The following is a 20015-nucleotide window of genomic DNA, read 5'->3' on the forward strand; positions in this document are numbered from 1 at the left end:
AAGAAGTAAAGTAAACTATATGAAGAAAGAAGTAAAAATCGGATTAGCAGGAATCGGCGCATTGTTGATTCTCTTTTTTGGCATCAACTACCTGAAAGGAATCAGCATGTTCAAGCCGGAAAGCTATTATTATGTGGATTTTACCGATGTGAACGGGCTGGCACAGTCGAGTCCGGTATTTGCCAACGGCTACAAGATAGGTATCGTACGCGACCTTCAATACAATTACCAGAAGCCGGGCCATGTGGTGGTAGGCATTGAAGTGGACCAGGACATGCGTATCCCGGCCGGCAGCAAGGCGGAACTGGTGACCGAAATGCTGGGCACCGTCAAGATGAACATGCTGCTCAAACATGAATCGACCACTTTTCTGACCCCTGGAGATACGATTGAAGGCACAGCCAATATGGGTATCCTGGGCAAGGCCGAACAGGACCTGCTGCCGAAGGTGGAACAGATGATGCCTAAACTGGACTCCATTCTGGGCTCATTGAACCAGCTGCTGGCCGACCCCGCCTTAAAAAACACGCTGCACAATGCGGAAAAGCTGACGGCCTCGCTCAATGCGACCAGCACGCAGCTGCACAGCCTGATGAGCAAGGATATCCCGCAACTGACAAGCAATGTCACCACCATCACGGAAAACTTGAAAGGCATCAGTGAGAACCTGAAAGGCATTGACTATGCAGCGACTTTCCAGAAGGTGGATTCCACTCTCCAGAATGTGCACATGCTGACCGAGAAGCTGAGCAGCAAGGACAACTCCATCGGGCTTCTCCTGAACGACGATGCGTTGTACCACAACCTGAATGCGACCTCGGCCAACGCGGCTTCTCTGCTGAAAGACTTGCAGGAGCATCCGAAGCGGTATGTACACTTCTCCCTGTTCGGGAAAAAAGACAAATAAGATATCTCCTCTTTACAGGCACAGGAAGGCACGCACAAAGCAACTGCCTTCCTGTGTCTGTTTGAAAACGAAGCATTTACTTTGCCAGTCTGAGATTTCCCGGGAATTACACTATATAGAAATAATCTAAATAATAAGAACAAGACTCCGCATGTTCCGGGAAAGCCGCAACACCCTAATTCTCAAAGACAAGCAGATTCGTACAAGGAGACATTCCACCGAATGGGTTAGACCATAAACATCTGATAAATAGAAATTTATAATTTTACAATAGAATTTCTCCTTATCAAATATTTAACAAATCCATAACTACCTATTTATCAATGCCTTAATTTATCAAGATAAAAAGCAAGGAAAAAGGCATTTGTTTTTCTGAAATTTCATTACGAAATTTGCAAGCGTAGAAGTTTCGCTTTATTAATAACAACGCACGTATGATTGAACATAACCAAGCCGTTGCATTGTGGAACCGTTGTCTGGCATTCATCAAGGACAACGTGAATGCTACGGCTTTTAAAACATGGTTTGAGCCTATCGTACCTTTAAAATATGAGGATACAGAGAAGGCATTGACAATCGGCGTCCCAAGTCCTTTCTTCTATGAATACCTGGAAGAAAAGTACGTGGGACTGCTGCGCGCCGCCATCTATAAGGAAATAGGTGAAGGCACGGAGTTGATGTACTCTATCCTGACCGATAAGACCAACCATATCACTGTCAATATAGAAGGGACCAAACGCTCTTCTGCATTGCCGGAACAGGCTCCTGTGTACAATGCAAACAAGGCGCCCAATCCGTTGCAGGCTCCGGCCCCGCAGGATCTGGACCCGCACCTGAACCCGAACTACAACTTTGAGAATTTCATCAAAGGAAACAGCAACGAGTTCTCCAGAACGGTGGCGGAAACCGTGGCGCAGAATCCGGCGCGCACTTTCAACCCTTTGTTTATCTACGGCCCGTCGGGGGTAGGTAAAACTCATCTTATCAATGCCATTGGTACAAGAATCAAGGAATTGTATCCGGAAAAACGTGTGCTGTATGTATCTGCCCATCTTTTCCAGGTGCAGTATACAGACTCCGTGCGAACCAATCACTTCAATGACTTCATTAGCTTCTACCAGACAATCGACGTGCTGATCATTGATGACATACAGGAATTTGCAGGGGTAACCAAAACGCAGAACACATTCTTCCACATTTTCAACCACCTTCACCAGAACGGAAAGCAGCTGATTCTGACTTCCGACCGCGCGCCCGTGATGCTGCAAGGTATGGAAGACCGCTTGCTCACCCGTTTCAAATGGGGCTTGGTGGCCGAACTGGAGAAACCGGACATCGAACTCCGGAAAAACATCCTGCGCAACAAAATCAAACGCGACGGACTGGTGATTCCGGAATCGGTTATCAGCTACATCGCGGAAAGCGTGAACGAAAGCGTGCGTGAACTGGAAGGTATCGTCAATTCGCTGCTGGCGCAATCTATCTTGTTCAAGCGTGAAATTGACCTCGACCTGGCACAGCACATTGTGAGAAAGGCGGTGAAATGCGCAGAAAGCAAGCCGATGACGGTGAGCGATATCATCACGAAGGTATGCGAACATTACAAGATAGACGAGACGGCTATCCACACCAAGACGCGCAAACGGGAAGTGGTACAAGTGAGACAGGTGGCGATGTATCTGGCAAAGAAACATACGGATACATCTTCTTCCAAAATCGGCCAGCTCATCGGAAACAAGGACCATGCCACGGTGTTGCACGCATGCAAGATTGTAAAAGACCAGGTGGACGTGGACAAAGCATTTAAGGCAGAAATCGAAGAAATAGAAATGAGTCTTCGAATGAGATAAAAAAACAGGTGGCTTCAAATCAGGCCACCTGTTTTTTTTATGCCGGCTGTCTGGTCAATCATCGAAGCCCTGACGCTTCAGCACTTTCTTCAGACCTTCCGACATGTATTCGTTGTCGGACTTTTTGTAACGGATATCCGTGAAAATCTGAGCCAGCGTTTCCGTATGGTTGATTTCTACAAAATGTTTGTTTTCCGGCAGGCTTTCCTTATAGGCATAGATATCGTCAATTTCGGAAGGGGTATAGTCATGATACTGCTCCTCGTGGATAATTCCCCGGATGGGCAGACGGTCGGGCTGTTCCGGACATTCATCGGGGTAACCCACCGTAATGGTAGCCACGGGCACCACGAGCTTCGGCAGGTGCAGCAAATCAACAATCTGGTCGGGATTATAGATAGTGGTCCCCAGATAGCAGATGCCCAACCCTTTCTCTTCGGCCAAAGTGCAGAAATTCTGCGTCACCAGCAGGGTGTCGCTCGCTGCATTCAGGAAAGAAATCAGATTATTATAGCCCGGCACGGCCTTCCGCTGTTCACACCACTTGCTGAAGCGGTTAAAATCGGCACAGAACGTGAGCACGACCGGAGCCGAAGTCACCATCGGCTGGTTGAAATGGGCAGGCGCCAGACGCTCCTTCATTTTCGCGTCTCTGGTTACCACCACACTATACAACTGCATATTTCCCATAGTGGAAGCGCGGAACGCTTCTTCCAACAATTCATTCAGCAACTCAGCAGGAATGTCTTCCTGTTTATACTTGCGAATGGTCCGTCTGTTCTTTATTGATTCCATAATATATCGGCTTTATATGATAATGCACAAAGGTAACAAGAATTGGCGAGAATCCCTATTTTTATAAGGTATAAGAAAACAGCCTGAAAATCACAAAGTTTTCCAAAATGGAAAACTTTTCAATACATCAATTTTCACAACACACTAATTATCAAATATATATCTTTTTAAAACAGAAAACCATCCACATTGTTGATAACTTCTTTCTTTTTTATTTTGTGAATTAAAAAAACATCTTTAGATTTGCAGACGTTTGTTGGAAATAAAACGACCTTCTACATTTTGCGACTTATCATTTTATTGCGAACAAACTTATTCATATACAAATAACCGTGGAAAAGAAAACGTACAGCTACGATGAAGCCTACAACGCTTCATTGGAGTATTTCAAAGGAGACGAACTGGCAGCTCGTGTTTGGGTAAACAAATACGCAGTGAAAGACTCATTTGGAAACATCTATGAAAAATCTCCAGAGGATATGCATTGGCGAATCGCCAATGAGGTGGCCCGTATAGAGGCAAAATATCCTAATGGCCTCAGTTCTCAAGAACTCTTCAACTTGCTTGACCATTTCAAGTATATCGTGCCTCAAGGAAGCCCGATGACTGGAATTGGGAACGACTATCAGATTGCATCCCTGTCCAACTGTTTCGTAATCGGACTTGACGGAAATGCAGACTCATACGGAGCCATCATCCGCATCGATGAAGAACAGGTGCAGCTGATGAAACGACGTGGCGGTGTAGGACACGACTTGTCGCACATCCGACCGAAAGGCTCGCCTGTAAAAAACTCGGCCTTGACCTCTACCGGACTTGTTCCTTTTATGGAACGGTATTCCAACTCCACACGTGAGGTAGCCCAAGACGGACGCCGCGGGGCACTGATGCTGACGGTATCAATCAAGCATCCGGATTCAGAAGCTTTCATCGATGCCAAGATGACGGAAGGAAAAGTAACCGGAGCCAATGTTTCCGTAAAACTGGACGACGCTTTCATGCAGGCTGCCATTGATGGAAAGCCTTACACGCAGCAATACCCTATCGATTCGGCCAATCCGATGGTTGCCAAAGACATTGACGCCTCGGCGCTGTGGAAAAAGATTGTACACAATGCATGGAAATCGGCAGAACCGGGTGTATTGTTCTGGGATACGATTATCCGCGAGTCTGTGCCCGACTGTTATGCCGACTTAGGCTTCCGTACGGTTTCTACCAACCCATGTGGCGAGATTCCGTTGTGTCCATACGACTCTTGCCGCCTGCTGGCCATCAACCTGTATTCATACGTAGTAAATCCATTCACTCCGGAGGCTTACTTTGATTTCGAACTGTTCAAGAAGCATGTGGCACTGGCACAGCGCATCATGGACGACATCATCGATCTGGAACTGGAAAAGATTGAACGGATTTTTGAAAAGATAGACTCTGACCCTGAAAGCATGGAAGTGAAGGGAACAGAACGCCACTTGTGGGAAAAGATTTATCGCAAATCTGGCTTGGGACGCCGTACGGGCGTAGGTATCACGGCTGAAGGTGACATGCTGGCTGCCATGGGACTGCGTTACGGCACAGAAGAGGCTACCGAATTTTCTGAAAAAGTGCACAAGACCATCGCTCTCGAAGCTTACCGTTCGTCTGTGAACATGGCCAAGGAACGTGGCGCGTTTGAAATCTACGATGCGGAACGTGAAAAGAACAATCCGTTCATCAACCGCCTGAAGGAAGCTGACCCGCAGCTGTACGAAGACATGAAGAAATACGGACGAAGAAACATCGCCTGCCTGACGATTGCACCGACTGGAACCACCAGCCTGATGACCCAGACTACCTCTGGTATCGAACCGGTGTTCATGCCTGTGTACAAACGCCGCCGGAAAGTGAATCCGAACGACACCAATGTACATGTGGATTTCGTGGATGAAACGGGAGACGCATTCGAAGAATATATTGTGTTCCATCACAAGTTCCTGACTTGGATGAAGGTGAACGGCTACGATCCCGACAAACGCTATACGCAGGAGGAAATTGACGAACTGGTGGCCAAATCACCTTATTATAAAGCCACTTCGAACGATGTGGACTGGCTGATGAAGGTGAAGATGCAAGGACGTATCCAGAAATGGGTGGACCATTCCATCAGTGTGACCATCAACCTGCCGAACAACGTCAGCGAAGACCTCGTGAACCAGCTTTACGTGGAAGCATGGCGCTCCGGCTGCAAAGGCTGTACCGTATATCGTGACGGTTCACGTGCCGGCGTACTGCTTTCTACAAAGAAGAAAGACAAGAAAGAGGAAGAGGAATGCCGCTGCAAACCGCCTCAGGTGGTGGAAGTCCGCCCGAAAGTGCTGGAAGCCGACGTGGTGCGTTTCCAGAACAACAAGGAAAAATGGGTGGCCTTTGTCGGTCTGCTGGATGGAAGACCTTACGAAATCTTCACCGGTCTGCAGGATGACGAAGAAGGCATCGTTCTGCCGAAGTCTGTCACTTCCGGACGTATCATCAAGAGCTACGACGAAGACGGCACCAAGCACTATGACTTCCAGTTTGAAAACAAGCGTGGTTACAAGATGACCATTGAGGGACTTTCTGAAAAGTTCAACAAGGAATACTGGAACTATGCCAAACTGATTTCAGGAGTGCTCCGCTGGAGAATGCCAATCGAGCAGGTTATCAAGCTGGTAGGTTCACTGCAACTCGACAGTGAAAGCATCAACACTTGGAAGAACGGTGTGGAAAGAGCCTTGAAAAAATACGTACAGGACGGCACTGAAGCCAAAGGCGTGAAATGCCCGAACTGTGGTCATGAAACCCTGGTATATCAGGAAGGCTGCCTGATTTGCAAGACTTGCGGTTCTTCACGCTGCGGATAAAAATCATGACATCCCAATAAACCTATCTCAGGCATGAATCTGACGAGCGACCTGGAACGAACGTCAGATTCATGCCTCTCTTATATTCCCTTCCCATGAAACAATCTGAAATGTACATTCACCTGAACGGGCTGAAAATATATGCCTTCCACGGCGTACTCCCTCAGGAAAACAAGGTGGGTGCCGAATTCACCCTCAACCTGCGGCTAAAGACAGATTTCAGCCGCGCGTCGCAAACAGACGACCTGAATTATACGCTCAACTATGCCGAGGTGTTTCAAGCCGTGAAAGAAGAAATGAAAATTCCTTCCCAACTTCTGGAACACGTCGTCCAGCGGATTGCCGAACGGCTGTTCCGCGACTTTTCCACCCTTACGGAAGTCAAAATCGCCTTGTTCAAACAGAATCCTCCCATGGGGGCGGACTGTAGGGAAACCGGAGTGGAATCAACTTACACCAAAGACTAACGCGATATGAAAAGACTTGTAATTTTTGACCTAGACGGAACTTTACTGAACACCATTGCCGACCTGGCCGCGGCTACCAATTACGCCCTGACTCAATTCGGCTATCCTACCCATCCGACCGATGCCTATCGCTTCTTTGTAGGCAACGGCATCAACAAACTTTTTGAACGGGCACTTCCCGAACAGGAAAGGACTCCGGAAAACGTCTTGCGAATCCGCTCGGAATTTGTCCCTTACTACAACATCCACAATGCGGATTTAAGCCGTCCCTACCCGGGCATCGAAGCACTGCTCAACCTACTGCAACAGCATCACTTACAGCTTGCCGTAGCCTCCAACAAATACCAGGAAGCCACCGCCAAACTCATCGGACAATATTTCCCGGCCATCCATTTCACTGCCGTTTTCGGGCAACGCGACAACGTGCCGACCAAACCCGACCCTCAGGTGGTGAATGAAATCATACAAATGGCCGGAGTAAGCAAAGACGAAGTGGTCTATATCGGCGACTCCGGAGTAGACATGCAGACCGGACTCAACGCGGGAGTCACTACCATCGGAGCATGCTGGGGGTTCCGGCCAAAAAGTGAATTACAGGCATTCCATCCGGATTTGCTGGCGGAAAAGCCGGAAGATATCAGCCGTTTCCTACAATTATCCAATGTCTAACATCCGGCCCGCTCCCCCCAGTACTACACATAAAAAAACGCCTTTCCGTTTTATGCCAAACAATCTTACGTTTCAATCAAAACGCAAGTACAATTTCAGGCAAAACGCAAAGGCGCTTTTGAAAACAGAAAATTCACGGACGCGACAAGCGTTTGAGGGCCAGATGATGCCCGGCCTGGGCCGCTTTCTTATACCAGAACATAGCCAGGTGAAGGTCGGGAGCTCCTACCCATCCCTCTTCGTATCCTTGCCCAATCCGGTAAAAGGCATAAGGGTCGGAAGAATGGCGGTAAGCCTCGAAAGCCCGCGGCAAGGAAACAGGCAGACGACCGCATCCCTTGCGGTACAAATCCCCCAGATTGGCCGAGGCATAAGTCAAATCGCCCTGACGGACAGCCTCCTTGAACCAGAACTCTGCTTCATAGCCGTCGGAGTCGACTCCTACCCCCTCCTGATACAACGTGCCGATATCATTCAATACCACTCCATCTACACGAATTCCTTCCCGGTATTCCTTTCCCAGCTCCAAGAGCATATCCACATCTTCCTGCGAAAAACTTTCCCAGGTTTCCGTTCCGTCGGACTGCCATGACTTGACACGGCCGATGGACACATGCTGCGGCACATCCACCTCCACATCCATGGCATAAGCCAGGCTGTCGGCCATGAATTCCTCCCGTGTCGCTTCCGAGAGCCAGCCTTTACGCAACAAATACTGAATATAGCCATAAATACGGGAAGTGGAAGAGTGGAGATTCACCCCATATTGCTTCAACTGTTCCAGCGAAACATAGCGGATACCCTCTTTCGGCAACTCCAGATAACAACGGGGGATGACGGAGAGCACCACCTTCAACGAAGCAATCTCTTCCCCGATGCAATCTTCAATCCACTGGGCCCCCAGCCGTTCATAAATGGAATAAGTCTTTCCATCCTCTCCCGACACCAGTTTCGGACTATGCCCGTTCAGACACAGTCCCAATGTATCAATCAGATAAGGAAAGAACTTGTAATCCTCATAAGAAGACAAACCGTCCATAGCTACTACCACCTTCCCCTTCCCGTCATCTGAAATGGCAAACGAAGTAGTGGAATATTCCGGACGATGAAAATAATACAGATTTTTTCCCTGATACGTGCCCTGAAGTGTTACCTTTACCGGTACCTCCAGCCTGCGTATAAGCTCCTTCATGCGCAAAGGGGCAACCGCATTCAGTTGAAAAGAAATTCGCATAGTAAGCCTTTCTACTTAAAAAATTCTCTGGTCCTTATCTCGCCACTGCCTATGCATAGGCGAGCATCCTTGTCATAAATCACCCCGAACTGTCCAGGGGCTATCCCCTGTATCGGCTCCCTGCTGGACACCAGCAATCCGTCTTCCGAAAAACGGACGGTTCCAGTCTGAAAGGTATCCGTGTGGCGTATCTTGAAACAAATTTCAGTTTCCGGTTCTTTCCAAGGATTCAATGTAATGAAATGAAAGTCCTTCAAGTAAAAGGAATAGCCAAACTGCTTTTCTGTATCATAACCATGCGACACATAGATAATGTTTTCTTCCACATTCTTGTCTACGACGAACCACGGGCCTCCGCCCAGCCCCAGTCCCTTGCGCTGGCCGATAGTGTGAAACCAGTATCCACGGTGTCGGCCGATAACCTTTCCCGTCTCCAGCTCCACCACCGGTCCCGGCTGCTCGCCCAGGAAACGGCGGATAAAATCATTGTAGTTTATCTTTCCCAAAAAGCAGATACCCTGACTGTCCTTCCGTCTGGCACTTGGCAAGGAAGCCTCCAGAGCCAATGCCCGCACTTCCTCTTTCATCAATCCGCCCAACGGGAACATCAGCCGGGACACCTGAAGGTAATCAATCTGCGCCAGAAAATCCGTCTGGTCCTTCACGGGATCTTTGGCCGTAGCCAGCCACGTATGCCCGTCAATTACGAGTGTAGAAGCATAATGTCCTGTAGCTATCTTATCATAGTCATGTCCGGCTTTCTGGTCGAAGCAACCGAACTTGATCAATTTATTGCACATCACATCCGGATTGGGAGTCAGCCCACGACGTACCTTATCGATGGTGTAAGCCACCACATTATCCCAATATTCCTTCTGCAAATCCACGATATGAAACGGCAGCCCGTACTTGCGGGCAGTAGCAGAAGCCAGTTCTATATCCTCTTCCGCCGTACACGTCAGTTCTTCATCCGTATCCATACCAATCTTTATGTAAAACAAGTCTGGTTTGTATCCTTGCTCACACAACAGATGTACAGCTACCGCGCTGTCCACTCCTCCCGAAATCAATGCTGCTATTTTCATATATATTCTTTTTTTAACGGCAAATATACCGCCCGCTTTCCAAATGCCCAATACCCTTTTCAAGGTATATCTCTCACTTCAAAGCCTGGAACTGTTCGATGAGCGATGTAAGATTTGCCGTAAACAAACGAGCCGAAATGGCCAACAGGATGATGCCGAAAAATTTACGGATGACATAGATTCCTCCTTTCCCCAGCATGCGTTCAATGCGGTCGGTCAACTTCAGCACAATATAGACCCATACCATGTTCAATATCAGTGCCAGCACAATGTTTATCGACGCATATTCCGCCCGCAACGACAACAAAGTGGTAAACGCACCGGCTCCTGCCAGCAAAGGGAACACCAGAGGCACCAACGTAGCCTCCTTGATGGGACCTGTATTTTTGAAAATCTCAATATCCAGAATCATTTCCAGCGACATCAGGAAAATGACAAAGGCACCGGCCACGGCAAACGAAGCGATGTCCACCTGAAACAAGCGCAGCATCATATCGCCGGCATAAAAAAATCCAAGAAGAAGGACAAAAGCGATAAGTGTAGCTTTTGGAGCATTTACCGGTCTTCCCTTCTGCTTCAAATCCAATATAATAGGGATAGACCCAATGATATCAATCACTGCAAAAAGAACGATAAAAGCGCTCAAAAACTGTTGAAAATTAAATCCGATCATTGTTATATTCAAAATTACTTTTGCAAAGTTATCATTTTTTTATACACTTGCAAGATTCGACAATCATTATCAGACCGTAAGAAAGAATAAAAAAGATAAAACCTATAATCAGAGGATAACCTCACTGGGGAAATATACTTAACTTTGTATGTTAAAAGATAACTTAATAAAGTTAACGAGAGTATGGAATTGACAATGTACGACAAGCTTTTACAGCTCCCTCTGTTTCAAGGGATGTCGAAATTCGACTTTACCGACATCCTGGAAAAAGTAAAGATTCACTTCAATAAATATGAACCTGGAAGCTGTCTGGTAAAACAGGACACTCCATGCGACCAGCTTATTTTTGTGCTGGATGGAGAAGTACAGATAGAATCCAATGACGCTCCACACAAATACACTTTGTGGGAAAACTTTAAAAGTCCGAATGTCATCGAACCTTATTCCTTGTTCGGAATGCGTCCTTATTTTACGGCATCGTACACCGCACTGACCGAGGTAAACACCTTACACATCGAAAAATCCTACATCCTCAACGAGTTGTGCCGCTATGAGGTGTTCAACCTGAACTACATGAACATGCTAAGCAACCGGAGCCAGGTGATTTACAACAAACTGTGGAATTCCCATATCGGGAAAACACGCGATAAAATCATCAATTTCCTTCTGTTGCGCTGCATGACTCCCTACGGGCCGAAAAAACTGTCCATCCGGATGGAAGACCTCGCCCGGCTGATTGACGACACGCGCATCAATGTATCAAACGTGCTGAACGACCTCCAGAACCGAGGCTTAATCCAACTGGGACGCCGCACGTTCAGCATTCCCGATTTAAGGGAGGTAGTTCTCCTTTCGGACAAAAAAGAATAAACCTAAATTTTTACAGACTAGCTTTATGAACAATCCATTTTTACAACCCTATCATACCCTCCACGACACCACTCCTTTCCAGCAGATACGGATAGAAGACTACGAACCGGCTATCCGGGAAGGAATGCGACTGGAAGAGGAAGAAATCCGGCAAATCACCGGAAATCCGGAGATGCCTACCTTCCAGAACACGATTCTGGCACTGGAACATGCAGGAAAGACCCTGGACAGAGTCACTACCGTCTTGTTCAACCTGCTGAGTGCGGAGACAAACGATGAACTGGAAGCCATTGCGGAGAAAATGACGCCGGAACTTTCGGAACATGCCAACAACATCAGCCTCAACGAGGGATTGTTTGCACGGGTCAAGGCGGTATATGAACAAAAGGAGGCACTTCCACTGACACCGGAAGAACGACGTCTGTTGGAAAAGTCATACGACGGATTTGTCCGTAACGGTGCCAACCTGCCGGAAAAGGATAAAGAGACTTTCCGCAAGCTGAGCATGGAACTGAGCAGCCTGACCCTGAAGTTCTCACAGAACCATCTGAAAGAGACGAACAGCTTCGAACTGGTACTACGACACGAAGACGAGTTAGCCGGACTGCCGGAAAGTGCCGTGGAAGCAGCTGCCCATGCCGCTCATGAGAAAGGGAAGGACGGATGCTGGATTATCACCCTGCAGGCTCCCAGCTACGTACCCTTTATGAAGTACAGCGACAAAAGAGACTTGCGTAAAGAGCTTTACATGGCCTACAACACCCAATGTTGCCACGATAACGAGTTTAATAACCTGGACATCGTAAAACGGTTGGTCAACCTGCGCATGGAGCTTGCCCAGCTGTTGGGGTTCTCCAACTATGCGGAATACGTACTGAAAAAGCGTATGGCCGAAAACAGCGACCATGTGTACAAGCTGCTGAACGATTTATTGGAGGCCTATACCCCCGTAGCTCGGGAGGAGGTAGAGGAAATCCGCACCTTGGCCCGCGAACTGGAAGGCAACGACTTCGAACTGATGCCGTGGGACTTTTCTTATTATGCTGAAAAGCTGAAGAACCGGAAATTCAGTCTCGACGAAGAAGCACTCCGGCCTTACTTCGAACTGAGCCGCGTAAAAGCGGGGGTATTCGGACTGGCTACCCGCCTGTATGGAATCACCTTCAAGGAAAACCAAGAAATCCCGGTGTACCATCCGGATGTGCAGGCCTACGAGGTGTTCGACCGCGACGGCAGTTTTCTGGCCGTGCTTTATACCGATTTTCATCCCCGTGAAGGCAAGCGTTCGGGCGCCTGGATGACCAGTTACAAGGAACAATGGATAGAAGACGACGGCACCAACAGCCGCCCGCACGTCTCCGTAACCATGAATTTCACCAAGCCTACAAAAGACAAACCGGCCTTGCTGACTTTCTCGGAGGTCAACACTTTCCTGCATGAATTCGGTCATGCCCTGCACGGTATGTTTGCCAATACCCGTTTTCAAAGCATGAGCGGCACGAACGTATATTGGGATTTTGTGGAACTTCCTTCACAAATCATGGAAAACTTTGCCATAGAAAAGGAATTTTTAAATACATTCGCATGTCATTACCAAACGGGTGAACCGATTCCCGAGGAACTGATTCAGCGCATTGTAGACGCTTCCAACTTCAACGTAGCTTATGCTTGCCTGCGTCAAGTCAGTTTCGGATTGCTCGACATGGCCTGGTACACCCGCCAGACTCCGTTTGAGGGAGATGTAAAGGCATACGAGAAAGCTTCCTGGCAACACACCCAACTGCTTCCACAACTGGAAGACACCTGCATGAGCGTACAGTTCGGGCATATCATGTCGGGCGGCTATTCAGCCGGATACTACAGCTACAAATGGGCGGAAGTACTGGATGCTGATGCCTTTTCGGTTTTCAAGGCGAAAGGAATCTTCAATCCGGAAACGGCACGTTCCTTCCGGGAAAATATTTTATCAAAAGGGGGCACCGAACATCCGATGACACTTTACAAACGCTTCCGGGGACAGGAACCGACCATCGACGCATTGTTAAAAAGAAATGGAATAAAATGAACATACAAATGAAAGCATTCAAAATCTACTGGTTCTTCACGTTACTCCTGCTGCTCGCCGGGTGTAACCAGGAAGACGATGTGCATGAAATTTTCTCCAGCGGGCAGACATGGCACTGGAGCGGCTCTTACAGTACCAGCGACTGGAAAGATGACAACAACTTCAATTCTACTCTGACACGGGATGAACTGGCCAGAATCAATGATGACCAAGACAAATACAACATCATTTTCAAAGAAGACGGTACGGTGGAAGGAAACGGAAGCAGTTTCACCTTTACCGGCACATGGAGTGCCAACGGGAATGACCAGAGTTTTTCCATCCAGCTGAAGCCTAACGGAAACCGCAGCGGACTGGACAAGACTTTTTATGACGAAATAAGCAATGCGAAATTCTACCGGGGCAGCTCACGCCTCATCAAGCTGTTCAACCTCGACAAGAATCATTACATTCAGTTTTACCCCAAAGGATTTAACAACTAGGCAGCATCATTATGGAACCATCAGAACATAAACAAGAAATCCTGGACAAGCGCTATATGCGCATGGCACTCATCTGGGCCGAAAACTCTTATTGTAAGCGGCGTCAGGTGGGGGCATTGATTGTCAAGGACAAGATGATTATCTCGGACGGATACAACGGTACCCCGGCCGGATTCGAAAATGTGTGTGAAGACGAAAACGGAGTGACCCGCCCTTACGTCCTTCATGCGGAAGCCAATGCCATCACCAAGATAGCCCGCTCCAGCAACAGCAGTGAAGGGGCTACCATGTATGTCACCGCCTCCCCTTGCATCGAATGTGCGAAACTGATTATTCAGGCTGGCATCAAGCGAGTGGTCTATGCCGAGAAATACCGCCTGGAAGACGGACTGGACTTATTGAAACGAGCGCATATTGAAGTTGTATATCTTAACCCCAATGAATAAAATTATGAAGAACAATAGTACACGCTTTATTCCGTTTCTGCTGGCCATCTGCCTGATTGCAGGTATCGCCATCGGTACATTTTATGCCAACCATTTTTCCGGCAACAAACTGGGCATCATCAACACGTCTTCCAACAAATTGAATGCCTTGCTGCGTATCATTGACGACCAGTATGTGGATACCGTCAATATCAGCGACCTGGTGGAAGAAGCCATGCCACAGATTCTTTCGGAACTCGACCCACATTCTTCTTATATCCCGGCCAAAGACCTGGAAGCCGTTACGGCCGACTTAAAAGGCAGTTTCAGCGGCATCGGTATCCAGTTTACCATCCAGAATGACACCATCCATGTGAACAACGTCATTCAGGGAGGCCCATCCGAAAAGGTGGGACTGATGGCAGGCGACCGCATTGTGGAAGTAGACGATTCTGCCTTTGTGGGAAAAATCGTCACCAATGAAGAAGCCATGAAACGCCTGAAAGGTGAAAAAGGCAGCAAAGTCAAACTCGGTGTGTACCGTCCGGGAGAAAAAGAGCTGCTGCATTTCACCGTCGTACGGGGCAACATTCCGGTCAAGAGCATTGACGCAGCCTACATGATTAACGAAAAAGTGGGTTATGTCAAAGTCAACAAGTTCGGGGAGACCACTTATCCGGAATTACTGATAGCCTTGGCCAAACTGGGCCAGAAAAACTGTGAGGGACTGATAATAGACCTTCGTGGAAATACAGGAGGTTACATGGCTGCCGCCATCCAGATGGTCAACGAATTTCTTCCCAACAACCGCCTGATTGTGTATACGCAAGGACGGAAATCCCCACGCCAGGACTATAATTCCAACGGTACGGGAAGCAACCAGAAAATGCCGCTCGTGGTTTTGGTGGATGAAGGTTCAGCTTCTGCCAGCGAAATCTTTGCCGGGGCCATCCAGGACAATGACCGCGGAACCATCGTCGGACGCCGTTCGTTCGGGAAAGGACTGGTACAGCAGCCCATCGAATTCAGCGACGGCTCTGCCATCCGCCTGACCATCGCCCGTTATTACACTCCGTCGGGCCGTTGCATCCAGAAGCCATACGAAAAAGGGAAAGAATCGGAATATGAATTGGATTTGCTCACCCGCTACGAACACGGAGAATTCTTCTCGGCCGACAGTATCAAGCAGAATGAAACAGAAGTCTACCACACCCGACTGGGGCGTCCGGTATATGGAGGAGGAGGCATTATGCCCGATATCTTCGTGCCGCAGGACACCACGGGTATGACTTCCTATTTCCGAATGGCCGCCAACCGAGGACTGATTATCCGCTACACTTTCGAGTATACCGACCAAAACCGGAGCACACTTCAGAAATACGACACCCCGGAAAAGATGGAGGAATACCTGAAAAAACAGAACCTGCTGAACAATTTTGCCGCATGGGCTGAAAAGAAAGGATTGAAACGCCGCAACAACCTGATGGCCAAATCACGCCAGTTGTTTGAAATGAGCCTTTACGGAAACATTATCTACAACATGCTGGGCATGGAGGCGTATGTGGAATTCCTCAATGAAACCGATAAAACGGTTTTGAAGGCAGTGGAAATTCTGGAAAAAGGTGAGTCTTTCCCACAGGCTCCTGAAATGGAGCCTTCCAACGAGAAAAAGAAATAAAATCTCATGGACAAAAGAGAATTACGCAAACAAATGGCACAAGAGAAGCGGAAATATTCCGCTTCTCAAAAAGCAGGATGGTCTTCCAGCCTATTCCAGAAGCTGGAAGACCATCCTTTATTTTTACAGGCAAAAACCATCCTGCTCTATCACTCTCTACCCGATGAAGTAGATACTCACGCATTTATCGAACGCTGGTATCCGCACAAACGCATCATACTGCCGCTGGTAAAAGGAGATGAACTGGAATTCCGGTATTATGAAGGAAAAGAATCATTACAGACCGGTTCATTCGGCATTCAGGAACCGAACGGAAGACAAATGGAAAACTTGGATGAAATCGAACTGAGCATCGTTCCCGGTGTAGCCTTCGACCGGACTGGAAACCGACTGGGACGTGGAAAGGGATACTATGACCGTGCTCTCTCCCGCCTGCATTCCTATAATATAGGTGTCTGCTTTCACTTCCAACTCTGCCCGCACATCCCGACAGAGCCTACAGACCGCCCCATGCACGAGGTTTGGACCGAACAAGGATGTGTATACTCAACGGAACACAATGTTCACGATGACTTGTGAGCCCACCTGCGCATTCAGGTTACGAATCAGCATCTCCCGCCCCATCATCAGTTCCTGGCGGATGACCGAGGAAGAGAGGCTGACATAAAGCACCTGGTTCTTAATAAACAGATTCGTAGTGTAACGGGTGATGACCGGTCCCACCACATCCTTCCAGGCATCCACCAACCGATACTCGTTCAAGGGAGTCTCCAACCCCTGTTGGCGGAGGAACTGCCGGAGCACATCCCCTATCTGTTCCGTATTATTCCGCTTCATACCCTTCCTTTCGTTCTGAGACCTCTCCGTTTTCCACCTCGAACAACTTATAGTCGCCCTCAATCTTTTTCAGGATACGGTCCAGATGGTCACGATTGGTATCCGTAATGAAAATCTGACCGAAACTATCGCCTGCCACGAGCTTCACAATCTGCTCCACCCGCAAGGCATCCAACTTGTCGAAGATATCATCCAATAAAACCAAGGGAGTGGTACCGCTTCCTGTCCGCTTCAAGAATTCAAACTGTGCCAGCTTGAGTGCAATCAGATACGTTTTGTTCTGCCCCTGCGAGCCTTCCCGCTTCATGGGAAATTCCCCCAGCTGCATAATCAGGTCGTCCTTGTGAATACCTTTCAGGGAATATCCCATCACCCGGTCCCGCTGCCGGTTCTCACGCAGCAAGGTCAGCAAGTCTCCCTCTGCCGCATGCGACTGATACGACAGTTTCACCTGCTCCCGGTTCTGGGAAATATAGGCATAATACGACTGGAAAATCGGAATAAACTCTTCAATAAACTGCCGACGCTTGCGAAACACAATCTCTCCCGTGGAAGCCATCATTTCCTCCCACACATTCATCAGTTCCTCATCCGGCTCGAAGTCCGCTTTCAGCAATGTATTCCGCTGTGCCAGCGCCTTGTTGTAACGAATCAACGCATCCAGGTATTCACGGTCAAACTGCGAAATCACCACGTCCATGAACCGCCGGCGTTCTTCACTTCCTCCCGCTATCAGCAGCGTATCCGCCGGAGAAACCATGACCAGCGGTATCAGTCCGATATGGTCCGACAAACGGGTGTATTCCTTCTTGTTCCGCTTGAACTGTTTTTTCTGACGGCGTTTCAATCCGCAATACACTTCCTCCGGATCACCGCCGTCCGTTTCATAAAACCCCTGCAGCACGAAAAAATCCTGCTCATGCCGGATATTCTGAGAATCAATGGGATTGGTTGCACTCTTACAGAAAGAAAGATAATATACGGCATCCATCAGGTTGGTCTTTCCCATCCCGTTCTTGCCGATGATGCAGTTCATCTTACGGGAAAAAGTCAGTTCCGCCTGCTCCAGATTCTTATAGTTTACGATTGAAATGCGTTTAAGCCACATAAAACTCTTGTTATTTAGGATACAAAATTAACAATAAAAGCAAGATTCATTAAAAAAACTGCCCGCAAATTTCATTTATAAGTATAAATAAACTACTTTTGCTGTCCGAATAAGTGGATTTTGAAAATAATAAAAAAACAAATATCAAATGACTGAACAAAAACACACTCATGACCCATTGAATGTGGACGAAGCGCTCAGCACTTCGGAAGCATTCCTTCTCAAAAACAAGAATCTACTGTTAGGCGTAGTAATCGCCTTGGTTGTCATCGTAGGAGGTTACCTCGGATACAAGCATTTCATTGCCGAACCCAACGAATTGAAAGCCTCTGAAGCTATTTTTAAAGGCGAACAATATTTCGGAGCCGACAATTTTGAAGTGGCCCTGAAAGGCGACAGCCTGGGCTATGCAGGTTTCGTCAAACTGGCAGACCAGTTCAGCGGTACAGATGCCGGCAACCTGGCCAACGCATACGCAGGTCTTTGCTATGCACAGCTCGGCAAATACGAAGACGCCATCAAATACCTGGACAAATTCAGCGGCAACGACTTGCTGGTAGCCCCTTCCGTAATGGGAGCACTGGGAAACTGCTACGCACAGGTAGGTCAGCTTGACAAGGCGGTAGCTACTTTACTGAAAGCAGCCGAACGTGCCAACAGCATGTCACTGAGTCCGATTTATTTGATTCAGGCCGGACAAATCCTGGAAAAACAAGGAAAGAACGCAGAAGCCGTAGACGCTTACAAACAGGTAAAGAACAAATACGGCAACTCTTACCAGGCCATGGATATCGACAAATACATCGAGCGTGCTTCTTTGAAATAATTTCCCCCTAATATACTTCTATTGGAAGAGTAACATCATTCAGGCCGGACCGAAAAACTCATAAGCATCTGCGGATGTACTCCAGTTTTTCGGTCCGGTTTCTTTTACCCTCTAATAACCTTTAAAAACAACAAATATGGCAACAGCTTATCACAATCTTTCTGATTACGATTTCAACTCCGTACCCGATGCCTCACAGATGCGTTTCGGCATCGTCGTATCCGAATGGAATCACAATATCACCGGTGCCCTTCTCGAAGGGGCTGTCCGCACCCTGAAAAAACACGGGGCCAAAGATGAAAACATATTGGTTTATCCGGTTCCGGGAAGTTTTGAATTGACTTTCGGTTCCGCACAGCTCATCAAAAGCGGAAAAGTGGACGCCGTCATCGCATTAGGCTGCGTAGTGCGTGGTGATACCCCCCATTTTGACTATGTTTGTGCAGGGGCCACACAAGGTATCACCGAACTGAATGCAACCACCGACACGCCAGTGATTTACGGCCTGATTACCACCAACAACATGCAACAAGCCGAAGATCGCGCTGGCGGCAAATTAGGGAATAAAGGTGACGAATGTGCAGTCACAGCGATAAAAATGATTGATTTTGTTTGCAAGTTAAAAAAATAATCGTACCTTTGCAACGCAATTGAGAAAAGCACTAATTTCTCGGTTGCGGACGGGCAAATACCAGAGTGGCCAAATGGGGCAGACTGTAAATCTGCTGGCTTACGCCTTCGGTGGTTCGAATCCATCTTTGCCCACCAAATTTGCGGAAGTAGCTCAGTTGATAGAGCATTAGCCTTCCAAGCTGAGGGTCGCGGGTTTGAGTCCCGTCTTCCGCTCTTTTTTGAAATTCTGTTGGGCAAGTACCAGAGTGGCCAAATGGGGCAGACTGTAAATCTGCTGGCTTACGCCTTCGGTGGTTCGAATCCATCCTTGCCCACCGCAAATTTGCGGAAGTAGCTCAGTTGATAGAGCATTAGCCTTCCAAGCTGAGGGTCGCGGGTTTGAGTCCCGTCTTCCGCTCTCCGAGAGATTGCCTTTTAAAGGCAGTCTCTTTTTTTTATATCTTCCCTCTTCCCTTCCACCTGTATAACACAAATGGCCGAAAAGCAGCTCACGCCACTCTCCAGCCATCCTTTATTCCCTGTGATGCAAACGGAA

Annotated in this window: 19 protein-coding genes and 4 tRNA genes; 17 read left to right on the forward strand and 6 right to left on the reverse strand. The window is 48.0% G+C overall.

The genetic code is table 11. From position 1 onward, the window contains the following. Positions 1 to 19 precede the first annotated feature (19 nt). The gene (locus OIM59_RS12845) at positions 20 to 907 is read left to right on the forward strand and encodes an MlaD family protein (RefSeq protein ID WP_299169644.1); all 888 of its coding nucleotides are present in this window, start codon (positions 20 to 22) and stop codon (positions 905 to 907) included. 434 nt (positions 908 to 1341) lie between these two features. After that, entirely contained in the window at positions 1342 to 2757 is a 1416-nt protein-coding gene (dnaA, locus tag OIM59_RS12850; RefSeq protein WP_299169642.1) for a chromosomal replication initiator protein DnaA, read from the forward strand. A gap of 54 nt (positions 2758 to 2811) precedes the next feature. Here the strand turns inward: dnaA and OIM59_RS12855 are convergent, their stop codons facing one another. Continuing rightward, a complete protein-coding gene (locus tag OIM59_RS12855) occupies positions 2812 to 3552 on the reverse strand; it encodes an NADPH-dependent oxidoreductase (RefSeq protein WP_299169640.1) in 741 nt (246 codons plus the stop codon). Positions 3553 to 3884: 332 nt separating this feature from the next. Here OIM59_RS12855 and OIM59_RS12860 point away from each other — a divergent pair, with 332 nt between their 5' ends. From OIM59_RS12860 to OIM59_RS12870, 3 genes are all read left to right on the forward strand, one after another. Beyond that, entirely contained in the window at positions 3885 to 6428 is a 2544-nt protein-coding gene (locus OIM59_RS12860; protein WP_299169637.1) for an adenosylcobalamin-dependent ribonucleoside-diphosphate reductase, read from the forward strand. 95 nt (positions 6429 to 6523) lie between these two features. Then, on the forward strand, positions 6524 to 6895 hold the full coding sequence (folB, locus tag OIM59_RS12865; RefSeq protein WP_303897119.1) for a dihydroneopterin aldolase: 372 nt from the start codon (positions 6524 to 6526) through the stop codon (positions 6893 to 6895). Between the two features lie 6 nt (positions 6896 to 6901). After that, entirely contained in the window at positions 6902 to 7564 is a 663-nt protein-coding gene (locus OIM59_RS12870) for an HAD family hydrolase (protein ID WP_299169632.1), read from the forward strand. Positions 7565 to 7697: 133 nt separating this feature from the next. Here the strand turns inward: OIM59_RS12870 and OIM59_RS12875 are convergent, their stop codons facing one another. From OIM59_RS12875 to OIM59_RS12885, 3 genes are all read right to left on the reverse strand, one after another. Then, positions 7698 to 8756 (reverse strand): tetratricopeptide repeat protein, encoded by a 1059-nt coding sequence (locus OIM59_RS12875; RefSeq protein ID WP_303897121.1) that lies wholly within the window; start codon positions 8754 to 8756, stop codon positions 7698 to 7700. A 53-nt stretch (positions 8757 to 8809) separates the two neighbouring features. Then, positions 8810 to 9883, reverse strand: a complete 1074-nt coding sequence (gene mnmA / locus OIM59_RS12880) for a tRNA 2-thiouridine(34) synthase MnmA (RefSeq protein WP_299169628.1) — start codon at positions 9881 to 9883, stop codon at positions 8810 to 8812. Positions 9884 to 9956: 73 nt separating this feature from the next. Further along, complete coding sequence (locus OIM59_RS12885) at positions 9957 to 10556, reverse strand: MarC family protein (protein ID WP_299169625.1); 600 nt, start codon at positions 10554 to 10556, stop codon at positions 9957 to 9959. 183 nt (positions 10557 to 10739) lie between these two features. Between OIM59_RS12885 and OIM59_RS12890 the strand changes: the two genes are divergently transcribed. Genes OIM59_RS12890 through OIM59_RS12915 form a run of 6 tightly spaced genes read left to right on the forward strand, consistent with a single transcriptional unit; the run spans position 10740 to position 16655 of the window. Beyond that, positions 10740 to 11426 carry a Crp/Fnr family transcriptional regulator gene (locus OIM59_RS12890; RefSeq protein WP_288354603.1) on the forward strand — a complete coding sequence of 229 codons (687 nt, stop codon included), beginning with the start codon at positions 10740 to 10742 and terminating at the stop codon, positions 11424 to 11426. A gap of 25 nt (positions 11427 to 11451) precedes the next feature. After that, positions 11452 to 13491 carry a M3 family metallopeptidase gene (locus OIM59_RS12895; RefSeq protein ID WP_299169621.1) on the forward strand — a complete coding sequence of 680 codons (2040 nt, stop codon included), beginning with the start codon at positions 11452 to 11454 and terminating at the stop codon, positions 13489 to 13491. 8 nt (positions 13492 to 13499) lie between these two features. Further along, the gene (locus OIM59_RS12900; protein ID WP_303897124.1) at positions 13500 to 13973 is read left to right on the forward strand and encodes a DUF4847 family protein; all 474 of its coding nucleotides are present in this window, start codon (positions 13500 to 13502) and stop codon (positions 13971 to 13973) included. Positions 13974 to 13984: 11 nt separating this feature from the next. Continuing rightward, a complete protein-coding gene (locus OIM59_RS12905) occupies positions 13985 to 14419 on the forward strand; it encodes a dCMP deaminase family protein (protein WP_022354294.1) in 435 nt (144 codons plus the stop codon). Position 14420: 1 nt separating this feature from the next. Continuing rightward, positions 14421 to 16076: a S41 family peptidase gene (locus OIM59_RS12910; protein ID WP_299169824.1), complete on the forward strand. Its 1656-nt coding sequence runs from the start codon at positions 14421 to 14423 to the stop codon at positions 16074 to 16076. Positions 16077 to 16109: 33 nt separating this feature from the next. Beyond that, a complete protein-coding gene (locus OIM59_RS12915; protein ID WP_299169822.1) occupies positions 16110 to 16655 on the forward strand; it encodes a 5-formyltetrahydrofolate cyclo-ligase in 546 nt (181 codons plus the stop codon). On the opposite strand, the gene OIM59_RS12920 is transcribed toward OIM59_RS12915, so the two are convergent. Both OIM59_RS12920 and OIM59_RS12925 read right to left on the reverse strand, forming a co-directional pair. Beyond that, positions 16623 to 16913, reverse strand: a complete 291-nt coding sequence (locus OIM59_RS12920) for a DciA family protein (protein ID WP_007561091.1) — start codon at positions 16911 to 16913, stop codon at positions 16623 to 16625. The two genes, OIM59_RS12915 and OIM59_RS12920, sit on opposite strands and share 33 nt — an antisense overlap. Next, positions 16900 to 18021 carry a DNA replication/repair protein RecF gene (locus OIM59_RS12925; RefSeq protein WP_299169607.1) on the reverse strand — a complete coding sequence of 374 codons (1122 nt, stop codon included), beginning with the start codon at positions 18019 to 18021 and terminating at the stop codon, positions 16900 to 16902. The genes OIM59_RS12920 and OIM59_RS12925 overlap by 14 nt, the downstream gene beginning before the upstream one ends. A gap of 148 nt (positions 18022 to 18169) precedes the next feature. Between OIM59_RS12925 and OIM59_RS12930 the strand changes: the two genes are divergently transcribed. The 6 genes from OIM59_RS12930 to OIM59_RS12955 all read left to right on the forward strand — a co-directional run bounded on the left by OIM59_RS12930 (position 18170) and on the right by OIM59_RS12955 (position 19877). Beyond that, the gene (locus OIM59_RS12930; protein WP_299169604.1) at positions 18170 to 18847 is read left to right on the forward strand and encodes a tol-pal system YbgF family protein; all 678 of its coding nucleotides are present in this window, start codon (positions 18170 to 18172) and stop codon (positions 18845 to 18847) included. Between the two features lie 136 nt (positions 18848 to 18983). Continuing rightward, entirely contained in the window at positions 18984 to 19478 is a 495-nt protein-coding gene (ribH, locus tag OIM59_RS12935; RefSeq protein ID WP_072543322.1) for a 6,7-dimethyl-8-ribityllumazine synthase, read from the forward strand. A 51-nt stretch (positions 19479 to 19529) separates the two neighbouring features. Continuing rightward, a tRNA-Tyr gene (locus OIM59_RS12940) sits at positions 19530 to 19615 on the forward strand. A gap of 5 nt (positions 19616 to 19620) precedes the next feature. After that, a tRNA-Gly gene (locus OIM59_RS12945) sits at positions 19621 to 19693 on the forward strand. An 18-nt stretch (positions 19694 to 19711) separates the two neighbouring features. Continuing rightward, positions 19712 to 19794, forward strand: a tRNA-Tyr gene (locus OIM59_RS12950). Between the two features lie 10 nt (positions 19795 to 19804). Beyond that, positions 19805 to 19877: transfer RNA gene (locus tag OIM59_RS12955), tRNA-Gly, on the forward strand. The last annotated feature ends 138 nt before the right edge of the window (positions 19878 to 20015 follow it).

It is taken from the genome of Bacteroides mediterraneensis, from assembly GCF_025993685.1.
In the GTDB taxonomy this organism is placed as follows: Bacteria; Bacteroidota; Bacteroidia; order Bacteroidales; family Bacteroidaceae; genus Phocaeicola; species Phocaeicola mediterraneensis_A.

Coding starts and splice junctions, on each gene's coding strand:
- OIM59_RS12905 (WP_022354294.1), top strand. CDS start 13,985: ATGGAACCATCAGAACATAAACAAGAAATCCTGGACAAGCGCTATATG.
- OIM59_RS12875 (WP_303897121.1), bottom strand. CDS start 8,756: ATGAAGGAGCTTATACGCAGGCTGGAGGTACCGGTAAAGGTAACACTT.
- OIM59_RS12885 (WP_299169625.1), bottom strand. CDS start 10,556: ATGATCGGATTTAATTTTCAACAGTTTTTGAGCGCTTTTATCGTTCTT.
- OIM59_RS12890 (WP_288354603.1), top strand. CDS start 10,740: ATGGAATTGACAATGTACGACAAGCTTTTACAGCTCCCTCTGTTTCAA.
- folB (WP_303897119.1), top strand. CDS start 6,524: ATGAAACAATCTGAAATGTACATTCACCTGAACGGGCTGAAAATATAT.
- OIM59_RS12915 (WP_299169822.1), top strand. CDS start 16,110: ATGGCACAAGAGAAGCGGAAATATTCCGCTTCTCAAAAAGCAGGATGG.
- OIM59_RS12870 (WP_299169632.1), top strand. CDS start 6,902: ATGAAAAGACTTGTAATTTTTGACCTAGACGGAACTTTACTGAACACC.
- ribH (WP_072543322.1), top strand. CDS start 18,984: ATGGCAACAGCTTATCACAATCTTTCTGATTACGATTTCAACTCCGTA.
- OIM59_RS12925 (WP_299169607.1), bottom strand. CDS start 18,021: ATGTGGCTTAAACGCATTTCAATCGTAAACTATAAGAATCTGGAGCAG.
- dnaA (WP_299169642.1), top strand. CDS start 1,342: ATGATTGAACATAACCAAGCCGTTGCATTGTGGAACCGTTGTCTGGCA.
- OIM59_RS12930 (WP_299169604.1), top strand. CDS start 18,170: ATGACTGAACAAAAACACACTCATGACCCATTGAATGTGGACGAAGCG.
- OIM59_RS12900 (WP_303897124.1), top strand. CDS start 13,500: ATGAAAGCATTCAAAATCTACTGGTTCTTCACGTTACTCCTGCTGCTC.
- OIM59_RS12855 (WP_299169640.1), bottom strand. CDS start 3,552: ATGGAATCAATAAAGAACAGACGGACCATTCGCAAGTATAAACAGGAA.
- OIM59_RS12920 (WP_007561091.1), bottom strand. CDS start 16,913: ATGAAGCGGAATAATACGGAACAGATAGGGGATGTGCTCCGGCAGTTC.
- mnmA (WP_299169628.1), bottom strand. CDS start 9,883: ATGAAAATAGCAGCATTGATTTCGGGAGGAGTGGACAGCGCGGTAGCT.
- OIM59_RS12845 (WP_299169644.1), top strand. CDS start 20: ATGAAGAAAGAAGTAAAAATCGGATTAGCAGGAATCGGCGCATTGTTG.
- OIM59_RS12895 (WP_299169621.1), top strand. CDS start 11,452: ATGAACAATCCATTTTTACAACCCTATCATACCCTCCACGACACCACT.